Annotated in this window: 19 protein-coding genes; 14 read left to right on the forward strand and 5 right to left on the reverse strand. The window is 64.9% G+C overall.

The features are described 5' to 3' along the window. Nucleotides 1–8: 8 nt before the first annotated feature. Complete coding sequence (locus D7T59_RS18840; RefSeq protein WP_180853238.1) at nucleotides 9–992, reverse strand: hypothetical protein; 984 nt, start codon at nucleotides 990–992, stop codon at nucleotides 9–11. A gap of 138 nt (nucleotides 993–1,130) precedes the next feature. Here D7T59_RS18840 and D7T59_RS18845 point away from each other — a divergent pair, with 138 nt between their 5' ends. Genes D7T59_RS18845 through D7T59_RS18860 form a run of 4 tightly spaced genes read left to right on the forward strand, consistent with a single transcriptional unit; the run spans nucleotide 1,131 to nucleotide 5,372 of the window. Next, nucleotides 1,131–2,096: a DUF2268 domain-containing putative Zn-dependent protease gene (locus D7T59_RS18845; protein ID WP_180853268.1), complete on the forward strand. Its 966-nt coding sequence runs from the start codon at nucleotides 1,131–1,133 to the stop codon at nucleotides 2,094–2,096. A 53-nt stretch (nucleotides 2,097–2,149) separates the two neighbouring features. Beyond that, the gene (locus D7T59_RS18850) at nucleotides 2,150–2,989 is read left to right on the forward strand and encodes a hypothetical protein (protein WP_180853239.1); all 840 of its coding nucleotides are present in this window, start codon (nucleotides 2,150–2,152) and stop codon (nucleotides 2,987–2,989) included. Further along, nucleotides 2,989–4,581: a hypothetical protein gene (locus tag D7T59_RS18855; protein WP_180853240.1), complete on the forward strand. Its 1,593-nt coding sequence runs from the start codon at nucleotides 2,989–2,991 to the stop codon at nucleotides 4,579–4,581. Before D7T59_RS18850 ends, D7T59_RS18855 begins: the two co-directional genes overlap by 1 nt. Before the next feature lie 11 nt (nucleotides 4,582–4,592). After that, entirely contained in the window at nucleotides 4,593–5,372 is a 780-nt protein-coding gene (locus tag D7T59_RS18860; protein WP_180853242.1) for an SGNH/GDSL hydrolase family protein, read from the forward strand. On the opposite strand, the gene D7T59_RS18865 is transcribed toward D7T59_RS18860, so the two are convergent. Then, a complete protein-coding gene (locus tag D7T59_RS18865; RefSeq protein WP_180853244.1) occupies nucleotides 5,347–6,231 on the reverse strand; it encodes a LysR family transcriptional regulator in 885 nt (294 codons plus the stop codon). The two genes, D7T59_RS18860 and D7T59_RS18865, sit on opposite strands and share 26 nt — an antisense overlap. Nucleotides 6,232–6,336: 105 nt before the next feature. Here D7T59_RS18865 and D7T59_RS18870 point away from each other — a divergent pair, with 105 nt between their 5' ends. Next, nucleotides 6,337–7,470, forward strand: coding sequence for an agmatine deiminase family protein (locus tag D7T59_RS18870; RefSeq protein ID WP_180853246.1), 1,134 nt, complete (start codon nucleotides 6,337–6,339; stop codon nucleotides 7,468–7,470). A 6-nt stretch (nucleotides 7,471–7,476) separates the two neighbouring features. Here the strand turns inward: D7T59_RS18870 and D7T59_RS18875 are convergent, their stop codons facing one another. After that, nucleotides 7,477–8,022 carry a thioesterase family protein gene (locus tag D7T59_RS18875; protein ID WP_164135853.1) on the reverse strand — a complete coding sequence of 182 codons (546 nt, stop codon included), beginning with the start codon at nucleotides 8,020–8,022 and terminating at the stop codon, nucleotides 7,477–7,479. Between the two features lie 69 nt (nucleotides 8,023–8,091). Between D7T59_RS18875 and D7T59_RS18880 the strand changes: the two genes are divergently transcribed. From D7T59_RS18880 to D7T59_RS18905, 6 genes are all read left to right on the forward strand, one after another. Continuing rightward, nucleotides 8,092–8,667 carry an LmrA/YxaF family transcription factor gene (locus tag D7T59_RS18880; RefSeq protein WP_180853248.1) on the forward strand — a complete coding sequence of 192 codons (576 nt, stop codon included), beginning with the start codon at nucleotides 8,092–8,094 and terminating at the stop codon, nucleotides 8,665–8,667. A 52-nt stretch (nucleotides 8,668–8,719) separates the two neighbouring features. Further along, entirely contained in the window at nucleotides 8,720–9,103 is a 384-nt protein-coding gene (locus D7T59_RS18885; RefSeq protein ID WP_180853250.1) for a nuclear transport factor 2 family protein, read from the forward strand. 153 nt (nucleotides 9,104–9,256) lie between these two features. Continuing rightward, on the forward strand, nucleotides 9,257–10,036 hold the full coding sequence (locus tag D7T59_RS18890) for a hypothetical protein (RefSeq protein WP_180853251.1): 780 nt from the start codon (nucleotides 9,257–9,259) through the stop codon (nucleotides 10,034–10,036). 52 nt (nucleotides 10,037–10,088) lie between these two features. After that, nucleotides 10,089–10,934: an energy transducer TonB gene (locus tag D7T59_RS18895; RefSeq protein ID WP_180853253.1), complete on the forward strand. Its 846-nt coding sequence runs from the start codon at nucleotides 10,089–10,091 to the stop codon at nucleotides 10,932–10,934. Continuing rightward, complete coding sequence (locus tag D7T59_RS18900; protein WP_180853255.1) at nucleotides 10,934–11,806, forward strand: hypothetical protein; 873 nt, start codon at nucleotides 10,934–10,936, stop codon at nucleotides 11,804–11,806. The genes D7T59_RS18895 and D7T59_RS18900 overlap by 1 nt, the downstream gene beginning before the upstream one ends. Nucleotides 11,807–11,819: 13 nt before the next feature. Continuing rightward, complete coding sequence (locus tag D7T59_RS18905; protein WP_164135848.1) at nucleotides 11,820–12,338, forward strand: hypothetical protein; 519 nt, start codon at nucleotides 11,820–11,822, stop codon at nucleotides 12,336–12,338. Between the two features lie 46 nt (nucleotides 12,339–12,384). Here the strand turns inward: D7T59_RS18905 and D7T59_RS18910 are convergent, their stop codons facing one another. Both D7T59_RS18910 and D7T59_RS18915 read right to left on the reverse strand, forming a co-directional pair. Then, nucleotides 12,385–14,496, reverse strand: coding sequence for a TonB-dependent receptor family protein (locus D7T59_RS18910; protein ID WP_180853256.1), 2,112 nt, complete (start codon nucleotides 14,494–14,496; stop codon nucleotides 12,385–12,387). A gap of 193 nt (nucleotides 14,497–14,689) precedes the next feature. Continuing rightward, entirely contained in the window at nucleotides 14,690–16,126 is a 1,437-nt protein-coding gene (locus tag D7T59_RS18915; protein WP_180853259.1) for a serine hydrolase domain-containing protein, read from the reverse strand. 324 nt (nucleotides 16,127–16,450) lie between these two features. On the opposite strand from D7T59_RS18915, the gene D7T59_RS18920 reads away from it, so the two are divergent. The 3 genes from D7T59_RS18920 to D7T59_RS18930 all read left to right on the forward strand — a co-directional run bounded on the left by D7T59_RS18920 (nucleotide 16,451) and on the right by D7T59_RS18930 (nucleotide 18,342). Continuing rightward, nucleotides 16,451–16,864 carry a hypothetical protein gene (locus tag D7T59_RS18920; RefSeq protein ID WP_180853261.1) on the forward strand — a complete coding sequence of 138 codons (414 nt, stop codon included), beginning with the start codon at nucleotides 16,451–16,453 and terminating at the stop codon, nucleotides 16,862–16,864. Between the two features lie 108 nt (nucleotides 16,865–16,972). Beyond that, nucleotides 16,973–17,641, forward strand: a complete 669-nt coding sequence (locus D7T59_RS18925; protein WP_180853263.1) for a GAD-like domain-containing protein — start codon at nucleotides 16,973–16,975, stop codon at nucleotides 17,639–17,641. 242 nt (nucleotides 17,642–17,883) lie between these two features. Next, the gene (locus D7T59_RS18930; protein ID WP_180853264.1) at nucleotides 17,884–18,342 is read left to right on the forward strand and encodes an Imm30 family immunity protein; all 459 of its coding nucleotides are present in this window, start codon (nucleotides 17,884–17,886) and stop codon (nucleotides 18,340–18,342) included. Nucleotides 18,343–18,445 lie beyond the last annotated feature (103 nt).

The following is an 18,445-nucleotide window of genomic DNA, read 5'->3' on the forward strand; positions in this document are numbered from 1 at the left end:
TGCCACCCTCACGCCAGCGGCAGGCGGCCCTGCGCGTGCGCCAACCGGTCGTGCAGTTCACGCACGTGCTCGGCCTTGGCATGGATGCGCGTGGTATCACCGAAACTGCGCAGATAGGCGCAGGCGGCGAAGCCGGCACTCTTCTTTTCGTATTCGGCAATCCAGGCCAGGCGGTCCGGGTTGTTGGCCTGTTCGGCTGACCACGCCGCCACCGGTGGGCGGATGCGGTACCTCAGGCCGACGCGCCACGGCTTCGGTGTCAGCCGCGCACGGAAGCAGTGCTGCAACCGGCACATGCGCGCGTACAGGGTGTCGGTGCCCAGTGCCTTGAAGAACGCCTGCAGCTGCTCGTCTTCGGGCGGGAACGTGGCATGCATGGCCAGCACGCGCAGTCCGGCCGGCGTGCGGTAGGCGCGCAGATGCCAGTCCGGATGCTGTTCGCTGAAAGCTGCGACCCGCTGCAGGGCTACACCTTCGGCGCCACCGGCCGCGGCCAGGCGCCGCTTGCGCTGCATCAGCATCGCGGTGTTGACCAGCAGCACCGCCGCCACCCCCAGTACCAGTCCCACCAGCCAGTGCCAGAGCAGGGTGCCGATGATGGCGCCGGCGAACAGCAGCACTGCCGCGATGATTGCAGGCATCACGCAACCTGCCGGCGGCTGCGCATGGTCGATGTCGGCGAACAGCACGTCCGGTGTGTTCAGGCACAACGCACCGTAGCTGTTGCGGGTGATGATGACGTCGCCGTCGCGCTGCACGATCTGCTCGCGGATCGGTACACCTTCCACGCCGTAATTGCTGCGCACTTCGCGTCGCGGCAGCGCCTGCCCGGCAAGGATGGCATTGAGTGCTTCGTTGGCACGCCGGTCGGCGTGACCCTGGGCCTCGGCAGGGCCCTCGTCTGACCAGCCGAAGCGGCGCACGACCACCGGCCGGCCCCGGAAACGGGCCTGCAGGCGGGCTTCGGCCCAGTACGCGGGAACGATCATCATCGTGCGGTGCTCCATCTTCCATGGCAGGTGCCGAAGCGAGTCTGGCACAGCGCCGGGGCGCCCGCATCCGCCTGCTGCAGTGGGCCGGGCGGAGTGATAGATTGCGCGCTTCGCATGCACACCACCAAGGACGGAGCGATGTACATGATCCTGCGCGGCCTGTTGGCCCTGGCCTGTGCCGGGGCGGTAGGCGTGGCCACCGCAGCGGTACCGGCAGGTCCGCAGATCCTCACCGAAGATGTCAGCCGCTTCTATGCGCTTTACGACAGCGCCGGCGGTAAACCCAGTGTTGCGCAGTTGCGTGGCTACATGGCCGAAGGCTCGGCTGGTCTGGCGGAGCTGGCCAAGGCGCGCCGGGTTACCGCAGAGCGCATTGCCGAGTCCATCGCCAGCCAGCCCGAGCTGTACGCGCAGGGGCGAAGCTGCCTGGCCGAGCTGCCGGCGGTGAAGCAGCGCCTGGTACAGGTGTTCGCCAACCTGCAGGCGATCTACCCGCAGACCCGGTTCCCGCCGGTGACCATCGCGGTGGGCCGCGGCCGTCCCGTGGGGCTGACCTCGAAGAGCGGAGTGATCATCGGGCTGGAAGCGTTGTGCGCGGCCGACTTCATGAATGCCAATGTGCAGGATCGCTTCGTGCATGTGATCGCACACGAATACGTGCACATCCAGCAGACCGGCCTGACCGACTTCGAGCCGGGTGACCCGCGCGCGACAGTGCTGCGCGTGTCGCTGGGCGAAGGCATCGCCGAATTCATCACCGAACTGATTTCCGGCAACGTTGGCAATGGACGCCACGCGGCATGGACACGTAGCCGGGAAGTGCATATCGAAAGCGCGTTCGCGCTGGATCTGGACAGTACCGATCTGTCGCCGTGGCTGTACAACTACAAGCCGGGCTCGCAGGAGCCCTACGACCTGGGGTACTGGGTGGGCTACCGCATCGCCAAGGCCTACTACCTGCAGGCCAAGGACAAGCGTGACGCGGTGCGTGCGCTGATCCAGCAGGACAATCCGAAGACCATCCTGGCGGCCAGCGGCTGGACGCCGGGCATGTGGATGCCGGCGAAGGTGACCGGCGTGGCGGCGCGCACGGCTGCACGCTGAACTGTTCGACACGAACGAAACCATGATCGCAGCAACGCGGAAGGAGCACCGGCGTGCACAGATTTGATCCAAACGAAAATCCATTCGTGGAGGACCTGCTTCGCCTGTTGGGCCCGCGGAGGCGCGGATTTCCCTATCGGCGGCACCCTTCAGATCCAGTGAAGGGGCGATTCTCCCCTGCCCAGTTCCGTGCGCTTGCACGGATTTTCCTGTCGCGGTTGTACGGCGTGGATCAGGGCGGCTATGTGAGAAACCCGCATGTATGGCGCGACGGCCCCGTGCGCTGCAGTGTCCGCGTGGTGCTGGATGATGAAGATGAATTCCTGCTACAAACGCTCGGGTCGATACGCCGTGAACAGATGTCTGGTCTTGTGCCGGATGACACGCGGCTGGTCCTGGTCCATGTGGGTTCAGACGGCGTAACCGAGCTTTTCAGCGGCCGGCGTGACGTACTTGTCCGTGGCCTAATTGAGTTGTTTGGCGACAAAGATCCCTATCGTGAATTTGATCGCGAACCGCACCGGCGGCCTCTCGGCGCGTGGATGAACGATGTTATGGATTCAATCGTGGACCCAGAAGGACGTGTTCCTCCGCTTGACGGCGTCGAGGCGCGGGACGCCTACTGGGGCGACATCTCCTACGATGAGGATGACGCATGGCCGCGGCATCGCTACGAGCCACCGCGTGCTGTGGCCAATGACGGTCGCGGTCGCCACGGTGGTTCCGGAGACGGAGGAGACGGAGGAGACGGAGGAGACGGTGAAGGACCACGAGGCCCGGATGATCGCGATGGCCCGGGGGCGGGGCGTGGCGGCGTGATGGAAGTGCTTGGTCACCCGGTTCTGTTTTCAGCCGATCCGCAGTTGCTGGCCGATATCCTGGAGAACCTGTGATGAGCGCCGTCATGCCAGTTTCCGCACCTGACGACGCACTGGACGTGCTGACCCTGCTTGCGCTGAAGATCGCGCCGCGACAGTTCGATCTGAGCTATCGGTTCTCCAACATCAGCATCCGCGACCAGATCGTGCGGGCACAGATGCTGATCCAGCAACTTCACGCGCTGGGGGCAGTCGGCGCCGATGCAGTGAAGACAGATCCCGGCCCGTCCTTCGACCTGCTCATCTGCGGTGCCGGGGCAGCGGGCCTGGCCGCGGCGCTTGAGGCCGACCGGCTCAGGTTGCGCTTCGTTCTCATGGACACCGATTCACAGGCTGGCGTGGGTGGAGTACTGCGTTCACCCGCTGCCAGATATGTCAGTGCGGCCATGTACGAATGGCCGCACAGCAATCACGCCGACCACCGTTACCCACTGCGGTCGGCCGCGTTTGGCGCTGCGGCCGTGGGGATGCAGATTCATATGAATAAGCCCCTGCCGGCGGCAGCGGTAGGCAGCGCGATCGATACAGCCTACGCAACCGAGGTGGCTGGCTGGATCCAGCATGCAGCGAACTGGGGTTCGCAATCTCACATCCGGAGTGATTCCTGTTTCATCAGGGGAGCAACGCTTGAGCAGCGGTCCAAGGAACGGTTGAAGCAGATGACAATCGGGCCGGCGAGCATTCATGCGATTCCACTGAAAGCGCGCCCATTGCCTGCCCTGCATATCACCGCCGCATCGAACACCGAGACGCACCACTTCCGCTTCGTGATCTACGCCATGGGCTACGCGAAAGAGAAGAACCAGTATGCCGAGGGCCTGGAGTGCCCACCGGCCTATTCGAACACGGGATTCTGGGACTGCGACGAGGTCATGAAGCCTCGCCTGGGGTTCACGCCTCCTGCGGGAAGCAAGCATTGGCGTCCACGGGTGGCCATACTGGGTTCCGGCGACGGCGCTCTGCAGGATGCACTACGCTGCCTGTTGGAGGTTGCTCATCCGCTTGATGCGTGGAACAGAATCATTGCGAACTCGAGAGTGAGCGGGTCTGTCGAGATCAGCCAGGCGCTGCGCGAGCTGGCAACGGCGGACATGCACGCGACGACGGCAGCCACCTGGAGTTCCTCGCCGACGATCTACAAACGTCTGGACATGCGCTTTGCCCTTGTCGCCAGGAAACTTCTGAATTCAAAGAAGGTCGGCCCGGCTTTGAGCAAGGCCGTACTGAAGATGCTGCGCAAGGATGTTGACGAGGTGATGCTGGTCACCCATTCTGGGCACTTCAGCAAGGCATACGCGCTGAACAGGTTCCTGGTGATCCTGCTCCGCCGCGTACTGAGACGCCATGCCGCCGGCAACCGGCCCCGCTTGATTCTCAGGTCTGGGCCGGCGACGGATTTCAGTGTCAATGGCACCACCCCAGGACAGCGAGGCGGTACGCTGCAGTTCGCCTCCGGCCCCGAGACATTTGACCTGATCATCGTCCGGGGTGGATTGAAGACGGATACCGAAAATGCGTTTCCCCACCGGGTCGGTCTGTCCGGCCGGGATACAGGGCGCGCGGGCCTCGGACGTGTTCCGCTGCCGATCAGACCGCCACTACTTTGAAGGAGAAAGCCATGCGAGGTGTAGCGCGTTGTAGCCTTCTGTTTGGCTTGCTTGCTGTCTGCACCAGCGTGGAGGCGGGAGAGGTTCCAGCGGTATCGGGACTGCTGGCCACGCCCGTCGAGCAACTCAGCCAGGATGAACTGCAGTACCTGCAGCGAACCGTTGCGAATTTCGGGCAGCTGCAGCGCTATCGCGATACCAACGCACGGTTGCCTGCCGCAGTACCCGGGCAGCCACGCGTAGTGTTCTTCGGCGATTCCATCACCGAGGGCTGGGGCAAGGAAGGCAGCGCTGGATTCTTCCCCGGCAAGGGTTGGCTCAATCGTGGCATCAGCGGCCAGACCACGGCACAGATGCTGGTGCGGTTTTCCCAGGACGTGCTGGCGCTCAAGCCGCAGGTGGTGGTGATCCTGGCCGGCACCAACGACATCGCCGGCAATACCGGCCCCTCCACGCAGGGGATGATCGAAGACAACCTGCACGCGATGGTGGAGCTGGCCCGTGCACATGGCGTCGCCGTGGTGCTGGCCTCCGTGCTGCCGGTGAGCGAGTACCCGTGGATGCCGGGCATCAAGCCGGCGCCGAAGGTTCGCGCATTGAATACGGCCTTGAAGCGCTACGCCGAGGCGCAGCAGCTGGTCTATCTGGACTACTACACGCCGATGGCCAATGCCGCCGGCGGCCTGGATCCGCAGCTGGCCGAAGACGGCGTGCATCCCACCACGAAGGGCTATGCGGTGATGGCGCCGTTGGCCCAGGCGGCGGTCACGCGCGCGCTGGAGCAGCAGTAGCCGCAGTGGGCAGGCTCGCCAGCAACCACTCACAGAAACTGATCACCAGCGGATCGGTTGCACTCTCCTCATGCACCAGCCAGCTCCAGCGCGGGCCGCGCACGCGTGCCTCATCCAGCGGCTGCAGCAGGCCCTGATCGCAAGCACGAGCGGCAAGCAGTTCGCTGACCAGCGCGATGCCGAGACCCTGGCACGCGGCATCCAGCAACTGCCCGGGCTCAGAGAAATTCATTCCCTCGCGGCGCTGGCCGACGTCGGCGCCACCCTGTACCTGCCATTGGCTCCAGTCCATCTCGCGCTCGCCATGCAGGGTGAGGCGTTCGTGCGCCGGTGTGGCGAGCAGGGCCGGATGGCAGGCTGGATAGAGACGATCCTGCAGCAGCACGCGATGCTGGCACTGCGCCTGTGAGTCGAGGCCATCACGTACCGCCACGTCCAGCGTCTGCGTGGTCATGTCCGGCGCTTCCTCGCTGGTCAGCAGCCACAGGTCGGCGTCGGGGTGCAGGCGGTGGAACCCGGCCAGGCGCGGCACCAGCCAATGGCGGGCGAAGGCCGGGCAGGTGTTGACGATCAGTTGATTCGGCTTGCGGTACTGATCGAGCCGGCGGATACCACTGGCCAGCTGCCGCAGCAGCGCCTGCGTGGTTTCCAGCAGGTCGATGCCGGCGTCGGTGAGGGTGACGCTGCGGCCCTGCCGGAAGAACAACGGCTGCTGCAGCGAGGCTTCCAGGCCCCTGATCTGCTGGCTGATGGCCGACTGGGTCAGGTGCAGCTCCTCCGCCGCCCTGTGGAAGCTACCCAGGCGGGCGGCGGCCTCGAAACCGCGCAGCGCGTTCAGCGGTGGCCAGTGCTTGAGCATTTCAGATAAGTAAAACTGTTCAATTGATGGCTGAATCTATCGTTTGTTCTTATGTGTCGGCAAGCGCAGCATAGCGCCCATTCCACGCCGGCCCTGGAGCCCGTCATGAGCAACCGTCGTCACTTCCTCACCCAACTGGCGGGAGCCGCCGGCCTTGGCGGGCTGGCCGCGCTCGGCCTGGCCGGGCTGCCGGACCGCGCGTCCGCGGCAGGGCCAGCTGCGGGCATCTGGCGGATGCCCGACGAGCACGGTCCGCAGGAGCGCGTCTTCCTGGCCTTCGCCGCGCAACCGCGGGTGTGGGGCGCGCAGGCCGATGCGGTGAACACCGCCGTGGCCCGCCTGGCCCGCACCATCGCCCGCCACCAGCCGGTCAGCGTGCTGTGCCGCCCGGCGCAGCGGAAGCTGGCGCAGGATCGCTGCGGCCGCGACAACATCGAGTTCCTCGAGGTGCCGCTGGATGACATCTGGGTGCGCGACTACGGCGGCTGCTTCGTCACCGATGGCCAGGGTGGGCTGGGGCTGGTCGATTTCAACTTCAATGGCTGGGGTGGCAAGCAGAGCGCCCGCAACGATGGCGCGGTGGCGCCGTGGCTGGCGCAGGTGACCGGTGCCACGCTGCTGGAAAGCGATCTGGTGGGCGAGGGCGGTGGTATCGAAGTCGATGGCCACGGCACGGCCATCCTTACCGAAAGCTGCTGGGTGAACCGCAACCGCAATCCGGACTGGTCGCGCGCGGATATGGAAGCCGAGCTGAAGCACCACCTTGGCCTGCGCAAGGTGATCTGGCTGCCCGGTATCGCCGGCAGGGACATCACCGATGCGCACGTGGATTTCTATGCGCGTTTCGTGCGGCCGGGCGTGGTGATCGCCAACCTGGACAATGATCCGGAGTCCTACGACTACGACCTGACCCGCGAGCACCTGCACATTCTGCGCGGGGCCACCGATGCCGATGGCCGCCGCCTGCAGGTGCATACGCTGCCGCCGCCGCAGGACGGGCGCGACAACGTGCATACCCGCGACAATGACGATCTGGCGATGGGCTACATCAACTACCTGCCGATCAACGGCGCGGTGGTCGCGCCGCAGTTCGGAGACGACGCAGCCGATGGCTACTGCCGTGAACTGCTGGAAGACATGTATCCGGGCCGGGTGATCGAACAAGTGGACATCGATGCGATTGCCGGTGGCGGAGGCGGCATCCATTGCGTGACCAAGAACATGCCGAAGGTAGGGTGACGTGCCTCAGGCATCGTCCAGCTTCAACGCCGCATCGGCGGCCAGCAGCGCTTCGGCGGCCGCACTGAGCGGCGGCGACGGCGGGGCGACCACGCCGATCGCTTCCATCATCTCCGGCATGCCGAGGAACTGGCGCGCGCGGCGGTCGTAGATGCCGGTGACCAGCAGCGCGCGCGTGGCAATCTTCTGTTCGGCACCGATCAGCACGCGCTGTTCCATGATGCCGCGCGAACCGACCCAGCCAACCAGCCGCGTCTCCAGGGTGAAACGCTGGAACGGTTTGAGCTCGCGGCGGAACTGGATGGTGCCGGCACCGACGATCGGTGCCCACTTCTCGCGCAGCGCCACGCGGCCCAGGCCCATGCGCAGGATCAGGTCCAGCCGGCCCAGGTCGAAGATGTTCCAGTAGCGACCGTTGGTCATGTGCAGGTTGCTGTCCAGGTCGTTGGGCAGCACCCGGAACTGCAGGCGAGACACGCCGAACGGCGCCTCGAGCTTTGGCCGGAACAGGCTGCACAGCAGCAGGTGGAGCAGGCGGAACCAGAGATTCATGGCTATGACGACTGTTATAGAACGGCCGATACGCTAGTCTATGACGACTGTCTTAGCAAGGCGATCGCCGTGAGCCCACGCCCCTCTGATGCCCCGCAACGGGTGATTGATGCAGCAGCACAGATGCTGGCGCGGGTGGGCCTCAATGCCACCAGCATCCGTGAGGTGACCAAGCTGGCCGAGGCGCCGCTGGGCTCGACCTACCACCATTTTCCCGGCGGCAAGCAGGAACTGCTGGCGCGCGCCACCCACATGGCCGGCGACAAGGTGGAGGCGCTTCTCGTCGAGCTGCTGAAGGGCGGGGCCGTGCAGGGCCTGCAGCAGTTCCTGGCGATGTGGCGCGAGCGCCTGCTGCGGTCCGGGTTCCGCGCGGGCTGTCCGGTGCTGGCCGCTGCCGTCGAAGAACCAGTCGAGGCGGTTCCCAGCCAACCGCGCGTGGCCGCCGCAGAGGTGTTCGCGCGCTGGCAGGGGCATCTGGCCGTAGCCTTCATTGCCGACGGCCACGAACCTGCGGCGGCGGATGGACTGGCCAGCCTGGTGATCGCCAGCGTGGAAGGCTCCGTGGCCATGAGCCGTGCGCTGCAGGACATCGCCCCGTTCGACCAGGTGGCAGCGCAGTTGCTGAAAGCCGCCGCGCCTCCTTGATCCGGCGGCACGGTCGCGGGAGACTCGGCGCAGGCCCTGACTGGACGCCGCCATGGACGAATCGCACTGCCGCCACCTGATCGAGCACTACCTGCAGGCCTACAACTGTTTCGACATCGACGCCATGCTGGCGGTGCTGGCGCATAACGTGCGTTTCGAGAACCACAGCAGCAGCCAGCTGACGATGGTCACCGAAGGCATCGATGCCTTCGGCGAACTGGCACGGCAATCGGCGCCGTTGTTCCGCGAGCGCGAGCAGCGGTTGCTCGAGTTGACCTTCGAGGATGGCATGGCGCTGGCCAGCATCGGCTGGCGTGGCGTGTTCGCGCAGGACGTTCCCGGTGGTCCCAGCGCGGGCTCGGAACTGGCCCTGAAGGGACGCAGCGAGTTTGCTTTTGAGGACGGTCGCATCGTGCGGATCATCGACCGCAGCTGATGATCGATGGCCTCGGCCCGTCGTCTGGACAGCGGCTCCGACCGCGTTAGAATCCGCGCAATACTACCCACGCGTGCCCGGCAAGGATGTCCGCATGCTACATCAGGTTCTTGAGCTTCGATGCTCCACGATCCACGGCACCTGGTGGCGCCGATGAAACGCACCCGTTTCTTTTCACGCAGCCCGTTGAAGTTGCCGATGAACCGCGGCAGCGAAGTCGTGCGCGCGCGGCAGCATCTGCAGCAACGCGGCTGGCCGCGCCTGCAGATGGCGTTGATCGTGGCCCTGAGCGGTGCGGCCGGTTTCCTTGCCTCGCATCTGCTGCGTCTGGCCGGTATCGACGCGATGGTGCTTCGCTACGCGATGGCCGTGCTGCTGGCCTATGGCGTATTCCTGCTGCTGATGTGGGTCTGGATCCGCTGGCGCTGGGACAACGTGCTGGATGGCCTGTCGCCGGATGTGGGCAGTGGCAGCCCATCGCCTCGTGGAAGTGCCATGGAATCACCGTGGAGCGGCGTCGGTGGCCGTTCTGGAGGTGGCGGCGCGTCAGCTTCGTGGCATGAGTCGGCGCGGGTCGGCGGCGGCGATGCCGGTGAGCTGCCGTTGACCGGCCTGGCCGAAGACGAAGCGGGCCTGCCGTTGCTGGCAATCCTCGGCATCGTCGCGCTGGTGGCGACCGTCCTGCTGGCCAGCGTGTGGGTGGTGTGGTCGGCGCCGGTGCTGATGGCCGAACTGCTGGTGGACGCCGCCATCGCCGGTGGCCTGTACCGGCGCATGCAGGGCATGCAGGAGCAGAGATGGTGGCGGGTATGCGTGACGCACACGATCTGGCCGCTGCTCGGCCTGCTGCTGTTTTTTGCTGTGCTGGGTTGGCTTGCGCAGGCGCTGGCGCCAGAGGCGACCCAGCTGCTGCAGGTCATTCAAGCGCTGTAGCGCCACGGTCCCGGCCGATATCCCAACCTGCTTCATTTCTTCGAGGAGCTTCATGCGACAACGCATTGCACGGAAGCGCATCCTGACGACAGCGGTTGTCCTGTTCGTGGCTGCAGTCGCAGCGCTGATGACCAGCGTGCGCCCGCAGTGGCAGCAGGAAGTCGGCCCGCCTCCGATCAATCTGGGAACGGCACGGATGCAGGCTGAAGTGATGGCAGAGCTCATCGACCTGCGACCGACACCGCCAGGAAAGCCGCCGGTACCACCGATTCCAATGAAGGGACTCTCCTCCCCGATGCTGACCGGTAACAGTGGGTTCGCGACCACAGCGGTGCCGCTGGCAGACATTGCGCCAGCACACTTCGAGCCGCGCGCGCGGGAGCCCGACGTGCCATTTGCCGTGATGGAATGGACCGCGCCTTCGTGCCATGAAGGAGAACCCGCCCAGGTCTGCCAGGTTCGCCACAGCGTCGTCGAATGGCGTGATGATGACAGTGCAGCTTCCTTTCAACTGCAGCAGCATCTGGAGGCGACGCTGCAGGTTGTGAACCGCCGGGCTGTACGGGTACCCGACCTCGCGTTTGAGCTTGCACACGTGCGGGCGCAGCGGATGACGTGGGACGAGCTTCAGCAACGACGCGCGCGCGGTATCGAGGGATGCATGGAGGGACCGGGCAATCCGGATCTGGGCGTTGTCTACCTGCAGCGTCCTGTGTTCAGCCTGGACGGGAAATGGGCAATGGCATCGGTCGCCTCGGATCTGTGCAGTGGAGGAATGGGTATGCGCGTCCTCTACCTTCTGCACCGCAGGAAGGGCGGATGGGAGCGTGTTCGAGCGCAGCCTTTTGGCTATATGCGCTTGGGGAATGGTCTGTGGCCCGCGTTGACGGAGTCGTGATGACGGACACTTCATGCATGCCGGGCCGTGATCGCCAACGGCGGATCGCCTGGCGACGTATCGGATCGCTGGCGGCGGCATTGTCGGCCTTGGTGCTCGTAGCCGGGATCTGCAGCCTGCAGCCGAGGTGGCAACAGGAAATCGGTCCGCCGCCGGTCAACCTGGGAACCGCGCAGATGCAGGCGGAGGCGATGGCGCTGGTGATCCGGCAGAGCCCTCCATTCCGTCTTCCAGCCCCGCCAGAGCCGCAGCCAACGCCAGTTCTGCCATCGTCGCTGAGCGAGGTGCCCACCGCACCGCAGACGCCGTCCACGCGCGTCGATCGATGGCGCCCGCAGGAGCAGCCGCAGTTGACCGACCCGGTGGGTGAGGACATCTACGTGATGGAGCAGACCTTGCCCTATTGCTGGCCGGGCAGCAGTGCCTCCGCCTGCCAGGAGGTGGATGATCTGGTCCTGCCGCTGGATGACCGGTGGCCGCCGGACATCCATGCGCTGCGGTTGCAGCTGCAGGCGGACCTGGTTCCCGCCAATCGCCGTCCCATGCCAGTGCCTGCGGGCGCATTGGCTGGTGCGCAGCGGATGGACGACGCGGGGCTTCGAGCGCTGCGGGAGCAGGGGTGCAGGGCAACGGTGCATGGGCCGACTCGGACATACGACCACTTCGCCTATCTGACCCGGCCCGTTTTCAGCGTCGATGGGCAGTGGGCTATGATCGCGGTCGCCTGGGATTCGTGTTCCGACGATTTCGTCTACCGGGAGCTTGTCGTACTGCATCGGGAACAAGGACGCTGGATGGCCGCCCCCTCGGAACGAGGTCTGGGCGGCGTATGGAACGGCCGCGTACTGCGGCCCTGGACGTACAACCACTGACGAGGAAGAGCGCATGGATGTCGCTGCACGCAGGAACAGGACGTTGTTTCGTTGGATCATGGTGACGCTGCTGGCAGTACTGATGCCGTTTGCAGCACTGGCGCAGCCCGCAGCCGGGCAGGCCGATGGCGCCGAAGCCGCCACTGCCGCGGAAGAGGCGCAATGCCGCGCCTGCAGCTATGAGCGTATCGGGCACAAGGTCGATGTCGGCCTGGTGGCCCTGGTATCGCTGCTGGTGGTGGGGCTGCTGATCGCGGTATCCCGCGAGTGGGGTACCACCTCGCAACGCTGGACCTGCCGCATGCTGGCACTGCTGCTGGTGGGCATCAGTGTAGCGTTGCTGTGGTGGGCAGGCAGCGTCGTCTACCTGGGCTACAACCCGTGGCAGGAAATGGTCGCCCCCGTCGATGGCTCGCTCACCTCGACCTTGCTCAGTACCTCACCGAAGTGGCTGGCGGCGCTGGTGTTGATGGGTTTCGCGCCTTCCGTCTGGAAGCGCAGCGAGCGCCTGCCGGCCTGGCGTATCGGCTGACCCTGGAACGACGGCGCCGGATCGCAGCCGGCGCCGCCTGCGGTGATCAGTCAAAGCGCCAGCGCACGCCCGCATAGATGCCACGGCCTTCACCGGGGGTTGAGCGGGCCACATCCTTGCCGGCGTCGTTGTAGCCCGGCGTGACCGTGGCGGCGTAGTGGCGGTTGCCGATGTTGCGCATCTCCGCCCAGGCCTGCCAGCGGCCACCGGGTGCGTCGTAGCCGACGCGGCTGCCGAAGATCACATGGCTGTCGGCCCAGTAGCTGTTGGCGTAGTCCACTGCGATGCGCGAGGCGTATTCGGTATCGAGCGCAGCGTACAGGCCGGACGCGTGATCGAAGCGGAGCTCGGCCTGGTAGCTGTGGCGCGGCAGGCCCGGCAGGCGGTTGCTGCCGAAGCGCGCGTCGTGGCGGTAACGGAAGTCGCTGAAGGTGTACGCCTGGCGCAAGGACAGGCGCCCCGGGGCGGCCTGCCACAGCGTGCTGTCCAGCCCCGCTTCGATGCCGCGATGCACGGTGGGGCTGGCGTTGTTCTCGGCGATGAACAGGTTCGGCACCGGTTGCAGTTCCACGCTCAGCAGTTCGTGGTTTACGTGTGCGTAGTACCCGGTCAGTTCCCAGCGACCCAGCGCCGCGTCACCGCGCGCGCCCAGTTCCAGCGTGGTGGCGGTCTGGTTCTGCATCGGCACCGGCGTGCGCTGGCGGCCGCTGGACGGGCCATTGCCCGGCCCGAAGTACTGGTTCGAGCCCCAGATCATCGACCACGGGTGCGGTGCTTCCACCGAGCGGCTTAGGTTGCCGAACCACTGGGTCTGGGCGCTGTGCTGCCAGGTGAAGCCCAGTCGTGGCGCATAGTCCCAGTCGTGGTCGCGCAGGCGGCCGCCGCTGCTCGGCCAGGTCACCTGCACGTCGCGGCGGGTGTTGATCAGCGCCAGCCCGGTCTGCATGCGCAGGCGGTCATTGAAGGTGACGGTAGTGCTGACGTGCAGGGTGCTGTCGGTGCCGTGGTGGCGGAAGTCACGCGTGCGCGTACCGGCGCCATAGCCGTTGCTGGCAAAACGCAGCGACTCGCGCACATCGGCATCCAGATCGTGGGTGACGCGCAGGCCGACCGTGGTTTCGCTGTCCAGGCCGAACAGCCGGTGGCGCTGGCGGTAGTCCAGCGTCGCGTTGAGGTTGGCGTAGTCCAGCTGCTGGCGGTACAGGCTCTCGTTCAAGTCCATCGGGTACTTGTGATAGACCAGCCCGGCCTGCAGCGAGGAATCCTCATCGATCTGCAGCGTGGTGACATTGCCCACCCAGGTGCTGCCCGGCTGCGGGCGACGCGCATCGATGGCCAGGTTGGCGGCATTCGCGGCGTGTGGATCGTTGCGGATCTGATCGCGGGTCAAGCGACCGGGCGTTTCGTGATTGGTTTCGCGGTAGCGCACGAAGAAGCGCGTCTGCAGGTCGGGCGTGATCTGCCAGCCGATGTTGGCCATTGCGCCTTTGCCATCGCCGCGCGCGTGGCGCTGGTAACCGTCGAATTCGGTGTCGGTGTACGCCAGGAAATAGTCGACGTCGCCACTGACGCCGCCCCAGCTGATGCCGCGCTTCTGGTAGCCACGGCTGCCGGCTTCGTAATGCAACTGCACGCCCGGCGAATCACGGCCGCTGCGGCTGACGTAGTCGATGGCACCGCCGAGTGCCAGCGCACCACGTTCGAAACCATTGGCCCCGCGCAGCACCTCCACGCGCGACAACCACAGCGGTTCCAGCAGTTCGTAGGGCGTGCCGCCCGGTCCGGTCAGCGGCAGCCCGTCGATCGACACGGCGATGCCCGAGGCATGCGCGCCCGGCCCACGATTGATGCCCGAGCCGCGGATGGACACTTTGGTGCCCTCGTTGCCCGGCGACTGCGCGCTGATGCCCGGCTGGTAGGCCAGCACATCGGCGCTGCTGGACAGGCGGCTATCGGCCTTGGCCACGTCGATGACGTTGCTGGCGCCGGGCACGCGCTTCAACGCCTCGCGGGCCTGGGCGCTGGCATCGGCGGCAGCGGTGACCTGCACGGCATCCAGCGTGGTGGCCTGCGGGGCAGCAGCGGCGGTGGAGGTGAGGCCGAGGGAAACGGCCAGGAACAGCAGGGACGGGGTGGGGCGGTACGGCGAGAGCGACATGCGGAGATGCTGTAAACCATGAAAGTGGCGCGCAAGTTAACAGGTCGTGCGCGGCACGTCACCCACCGGAAGCGTATGGCTGCCCGCAGTGTCCCTGTAGAGCCGAGCCCACGCTCGGCTATCGCGCGCAGTACGGGTTCGCTGCGATCGCCACGAAGCGCAGCCGAGCATGGGCTCGGCTCTACAGCAGGGTTTACGGCGAAGGCTTCGCCAGCGCCTTGGCCTTCGCATACAGCCGCTCAGCGGCTTCCTTATCACCCAGCGCGGCATGGCACTCGGCCAGGCTGTCCCAGGCGTTGGCCGAATCCGGATACAGCTCGGTGTTGAGCGTGAACACCTTCAACGCCCTGCGCGCACCAAGGCTCTCGCGGATGGCATAGCCATCGGCATTGATCGCACGCTCCAGTTCATCGGTCGCAATGCCGCTGCCGTCGCGCAACCATGCGCGCAGGGCTGGTGCAGCGCCTGCGTCATCATCCCGCGCGTAGGCAATCAAGCGTTCGGACAACACCGCATGCGGGAATTCCTTCGGCGCGGCCACCGCCATCGTGCTTTCCACCAGCGTGCTCGACCACACATTGCGCGCACTGCCATTGGTCAGGTACACGAACACCCAGTAGCCGTTGGCCAGCGTGCCCTTGTAGGCCAGCCGCGCACGTACACGGGTGCCGCCATCGTGGCCGACCTGGGTGTAGCCGTCGCTGCGGGTGGTATCCCAACCGGTGGAGAAGAAATTGCTGCCACCGCCGGCCAGTTTCTGCGGCTGCCAGAGTTTTTCCAGGGTCGCCGTGCGCAGCAGCTTGCCGGTCGCCAGCGCCTGCAGGAATCGGTTCATGTCGCCCACGGTGGTCTGCAGGTCGGCGTGGCCCCAACCGTAGTTCGGCCAGGGGTCTTCATTGGCCGGCTGCAGTTGGCCGTCCTTACCGATGTAAGGCACTGCCGCGCGCGTGGCTGGGACGCTGGTGACGCCCCATGAGGTGCTGGTCATCTTCAGCGGTTGCAGGATGCGTTCGCGCGCGATGGCCGGGTAGGGCTTGCCGTAATGCGCTTCCAGCAAGGCGGTCAGCACCAGGTAGTTGGCCTGCGTGTACTGCACTCGGCTGCCGGTGACGAACTGCATCGGCGCGGCCGCGGCGACCTTCAGGGCTGCCGCAAGATCCGGCGCGACGCCACTGTAGCCCTTGCTGATCCAACGGTTGTCGACACGGTCGTAGTACTCGCCGATGCCCGAGCTGTGGTTGAGGAAATCGCGCACCGGGATCGCCTTCCATGCGGCCGGCAGGTCCGGCACATAGCGGCTGGCCGGTGCGTCCAGATCCACCTTGCCTCGATCCACCAATTGCATCACCAGCGTGCTGGTCAGCAGCTTGGCCATCGATTGCGCGGCGAAGATGGAATTCACGGTGGCCGGTGCATGGGTGGCCGGATCGCGCTCGCCGCTGGCGCCCTGGTAGAGCACCTGGCCATTGTGCGCGACCAGTACCGCCTGGCCGGCGATGCCGTAGCGCTCGCGGTTGGTCTGCAACTGGGTGTCGAGCTGATTGGAAAGATTGCCGGCAGTTTCAAGCGCCGAAACGGATGGGATCGCAGACAGCGTGCAGAGCAATGCAGCAGCAAAGGTGCGGTACATCGCGATGGTCCGTCAGCGGTGATGGCGCATCTTGGTCACGGCGGGAGTTGGGGTCAAGCCGGGCAGGTTCTTTGTTCCACGCAGGAACATAGGGGGAGCAGGAATGAAGCAAGGCGGAAGCCCCTGGTGGCAGGCCTGTCGCGATTGCCCCTTCTAGTGCGCTGGGCCTTCAGATACAACGTCGGGCCGAAGCGCGGCGATTCTGGGCCAGGCCCCAGCCGGATTTACCTGTCCATTGAAGGTCTGTTGACCGCGTCACCGCCTCGTACCACTGTGACCGCCGGATCGAGTGAATCTGTGGTTGCCTGCAACTGGAAGCAAATAATGGCCAAGCCCCGCGAATTCAAAAAACTGGTGGCATACCTGCAGAAGGTTCCTGCGATGTCTGAGCCCATCCACTGGCAGCGCTGCGACGATGGAACTTGGTCTGTTGGCTTTTCACTTGCCTTGGAGCACCCGCTGGCGTGGAGCACGGTGCAGGAGTTGGCGTATGTGCTCAACACGCTTTCTGTGTCGGAGCTTCTCCCCACTCGTTTCCTGCCCACGGCGCCACCGCCCTATCTCAATGGTCCTGCATGCTGGCATCTGAGCTGGCGCATCGAATCGACGCTACCCGGCATCAAGCCTGATGAGGTGCTTGAGTGGCTTGAAGGGCGGTTGCCACAGCCGGTAGACGACGAATCGAAGTGGATACCATCCATAGTTGAAGACTGCGAATCGCCTGATGATGAAGCGTGAGCAGGGTAGGGTGGACCGTGCCGACCACGGACTGCCGTGGTCCATGACGCATCAGGTGTTCGGTCGTGTCACTCCACGTTGACGAGATTGCCCCGTACGGAGAGGACAATGGACAACGATCAGGACTTTGCACTTTTCATCGAGACGTTCGGCGAAGCCGGTGAGCACGCGTCGGTTCCAGAGACCAGCTTCTCCAAGTGGACGGGCATCTTGCCCGAACCGCTCTTGAGCTATTGGCGTCGGGATGGATGGGCGAACTATGGCAGTGGTCGGCTGTGGACGGTGAATCCCGAGGACTACGAAGGCCTGATGCACTCGTGGTTGGCTGGTACTCCATTTTCCCTGATCGATACCTACCATGTGTTTGCCAGAAGCGGGTTTGGACGGCTCTACCTGTGCGGCGAAGCATCCGGCGTCGGCGTGAGCATCGATCCGATCCGCAGTGAAGTATTTGCTCTTCAGAACTGTTTGAGACCCAAGTCTCTGGCACGGCAGGAGGGTGGCATCAAGGCATTCTTCGCTTGCGCGGAGCTTGAGGACTTTGATCTGATGGATGGGGTCGAAGAGCTGCCTTTCGACAGGGTTGTGAGCACTTGCGGGCACTTGATGGCAGATGAGATGTATGGCTTTGAGCCGGCGCTGGTTTGCGGCGGCGAAGTCGCAATTGGCAACTTGCGCAGGCTCAAGCTTCCGCCGCACCTGCACATGCTGAGGGAGTTCGCCGCGCCTGCGTTTCCACACTATGCGAACAATGTGAAGCCGCTGGTCCGGAAGTGATCCGAAGGCCCCAATCATGTAGAGCCGAGCCCATGCTCGGCTGCCTTTGGGTCAGGCGTCGTGCAGCGGGGATAACTGAGCCGAGCAGTTGGACGGCCCCAAAGAGTTCGGTCGGTAACGCTGGTCATACTTGGCGGTTCTTGGTGCCAATGCCACCGTTACCAGGGTGCGTGCGTACAATCGGATATCACTCCGCTGATGCACCGGTGCAAGTAATGCCAGGTTCCGCCAACGAAGCTGTGATGAAAGACCAACTTCTGGAGGAGCTGTTACGGGCCTCGCGAATGCTCACTTCTGAGGATGTTGCGGTATTTGACCGGACGGTTCAGGCGCTGTCAGGCCTGGAGTTCTCCAGTCGGGAGCTGGGAGTCCTCTTCTCGATGTTCGCCGATGACACTCCGCATGAAGAAGTCATGTGGGGGCTTCTTCATCTTGTCGAGGACAGCGACGGCGACAGGATGGTTTCCGCGCTTGTCCTATCAGCTCCGTACATGCGTACCGTGGCACCAGAATGGTTGGAGACGTTCATCTTCAGATTGCTGAATAGTGATCCATACAGAGATAGGTTGATTGCCTGCCTGAAGAATGAAGCCTCAACCAAAGGCGCAGCAGAAGTCGTGTCCCTGATCGAAGCGCTGAAGGGTGATGCGCCGGACGGTATTCGAGCAAAGGCATCGGTGGTTGCTTCGGCGCTGCTATAGCGGTGCGAGTGCCGACCAAGGTCGGCGTCTACCACGGCGTCCCAGCATCAGGGAGAGCCGGCCAGCGGCCGGCACTACCACACCTTCCCGGTAGTGCCSGCCG

Source organism: Stenotrophomonas maltophilia (assembly GCF_013464915.1).
Classification (GTDB): domain Bacteria; phylum Pseudomonadota; class Gammaproteobacteria; order Xanthomonadales; family Xanthomonadaceae; genus Stenotrophomonas; species Stenotrophomonas maltophilia_AT.

Excerpts from the sequence above, each read along its gene's own strand:
- D7T59_RS18840 (WP_180853238.1), bottom strand. The coding sequence starts at position 992 with ATGATGATCGTTCCCGCGTACTGGGCCGAAGCCCGCCTGCAGGCCCGT.
- D7T59_RS18845 (WP_180853268.1), top strand. The coding sequence starts at position 1,131 with ATGTACATGATCCTGCGCGGCCTGTTGGCCCTGGCCTGTGCCGGGGCG.
- D7T59_RS18855 (WP_180853240.1), top strand. The coding sequence starts at position 2,989 with ATGAGCGCCGTCATGCCAGTTTCCGCACCTGACGACGCACTGGACGTG.
- D7T59_RS18860 (WP_180853242.1), top strand. The coding sequence starts at position 4,593 with ATGCGAGGTGTAGCGCGTTGTAGCCTTCTGTTTGGCTTGCTTGCTGTC.
- D7T59_RS18865 (WP_180853244.1), bottom strand. The coding sequence starts at position 6,231 with ATGCTCAAGCACTGGCCACCGCTGAACGCGCTGCGCGGTTTCGAGGCC.
- D7T59_RS18870 (WP_180853246.1), top strand. The coding sequence starts at position 6,337 with ATGAGCAACCGTCGTCACTTCCTCACCCAACTGGCGGGAGCCGCCGGC.
- D7T59_RS18875 (WP_164135853.1), bottom strand. The coding sequence starts at position 8,022 with ATGAATCTCTGGTTCCGCCTGCTCCACCTGCTGCTGTGCAGCCTGTTC.
- D7T59_RS18885 (WP_180853250.1), top strand. The coding sequence starts at position 8,720 with ATGGACGAATCGCACTGCCGCCACCTGATCGAGCACTACCTGCAGGCC.
- D7T59_RS18890 (WP_180853251.1), top strand. The coding sequence starts at position 9,257 with ATGAAACGCACCCGTTTCTTTTCACGCAGCCCGTTGAAGTTGCCGATG.
- D7T59_RS18895 (WP_180853253.1), top strand. The coding sequence starts at position 10,089 with ATGCGACAACGCATTGCACGGAAGCGCATCCTGACGACAGCGGTTGTC.
- D7T59_RS18900 (WP_180853255.1), top strand. The coding sequence starts at position 10,934 with ATGACGGACACTTCATGCATGCCGGGCCGTGATCGCCAACGGCGGATC.
- D7T59_RS18905 (WP_164135848.1), top strand. The coding sequence starts at position 11,820 with ATGGATGTCGCTGCACGCAGGAACAGGACGTTGTTTCGTTGGATCATG.
- D7T59_RS18910 (WP_180853256.1), bottom strand. The coding sequence starts at position 14,496 with ATGTCGCTCTCGCCGTACCGCCCCACCCCGTCCCTGCTGTTCCTGGCC.
- D7T59_RS18915 (WP_180853259.1), bottom strand. The coding sequence starts at position 16,126 with ATGTACCGCACCTTTGCTGCTGCATTGCTCTGCACGCTGTCTGCGATC.
- D7T59_RS18920 (WP_180853261.1), top strand. The coding sequence starts at position 16,451 with ATGGCCAAGCCCCGCGAATTCAAAAAACTGGTGGCATACCTGCAGAAG.
- D7T59_RS18925 (WP_180853263.1), top strand. The coding sequence starts at position 16,973 with ATGGACAACGATCAGGACTTTGCACTTTTCATCGAGACGTTCGGCGAA.
- D7T59_RS18930 (WP_180853264.1), top strand. The coding sequence starts at position 17,884 with ATGAAAGACCAACTTCTGGAGGAGCTGTTACGGGCCTCGCGAATGCTC.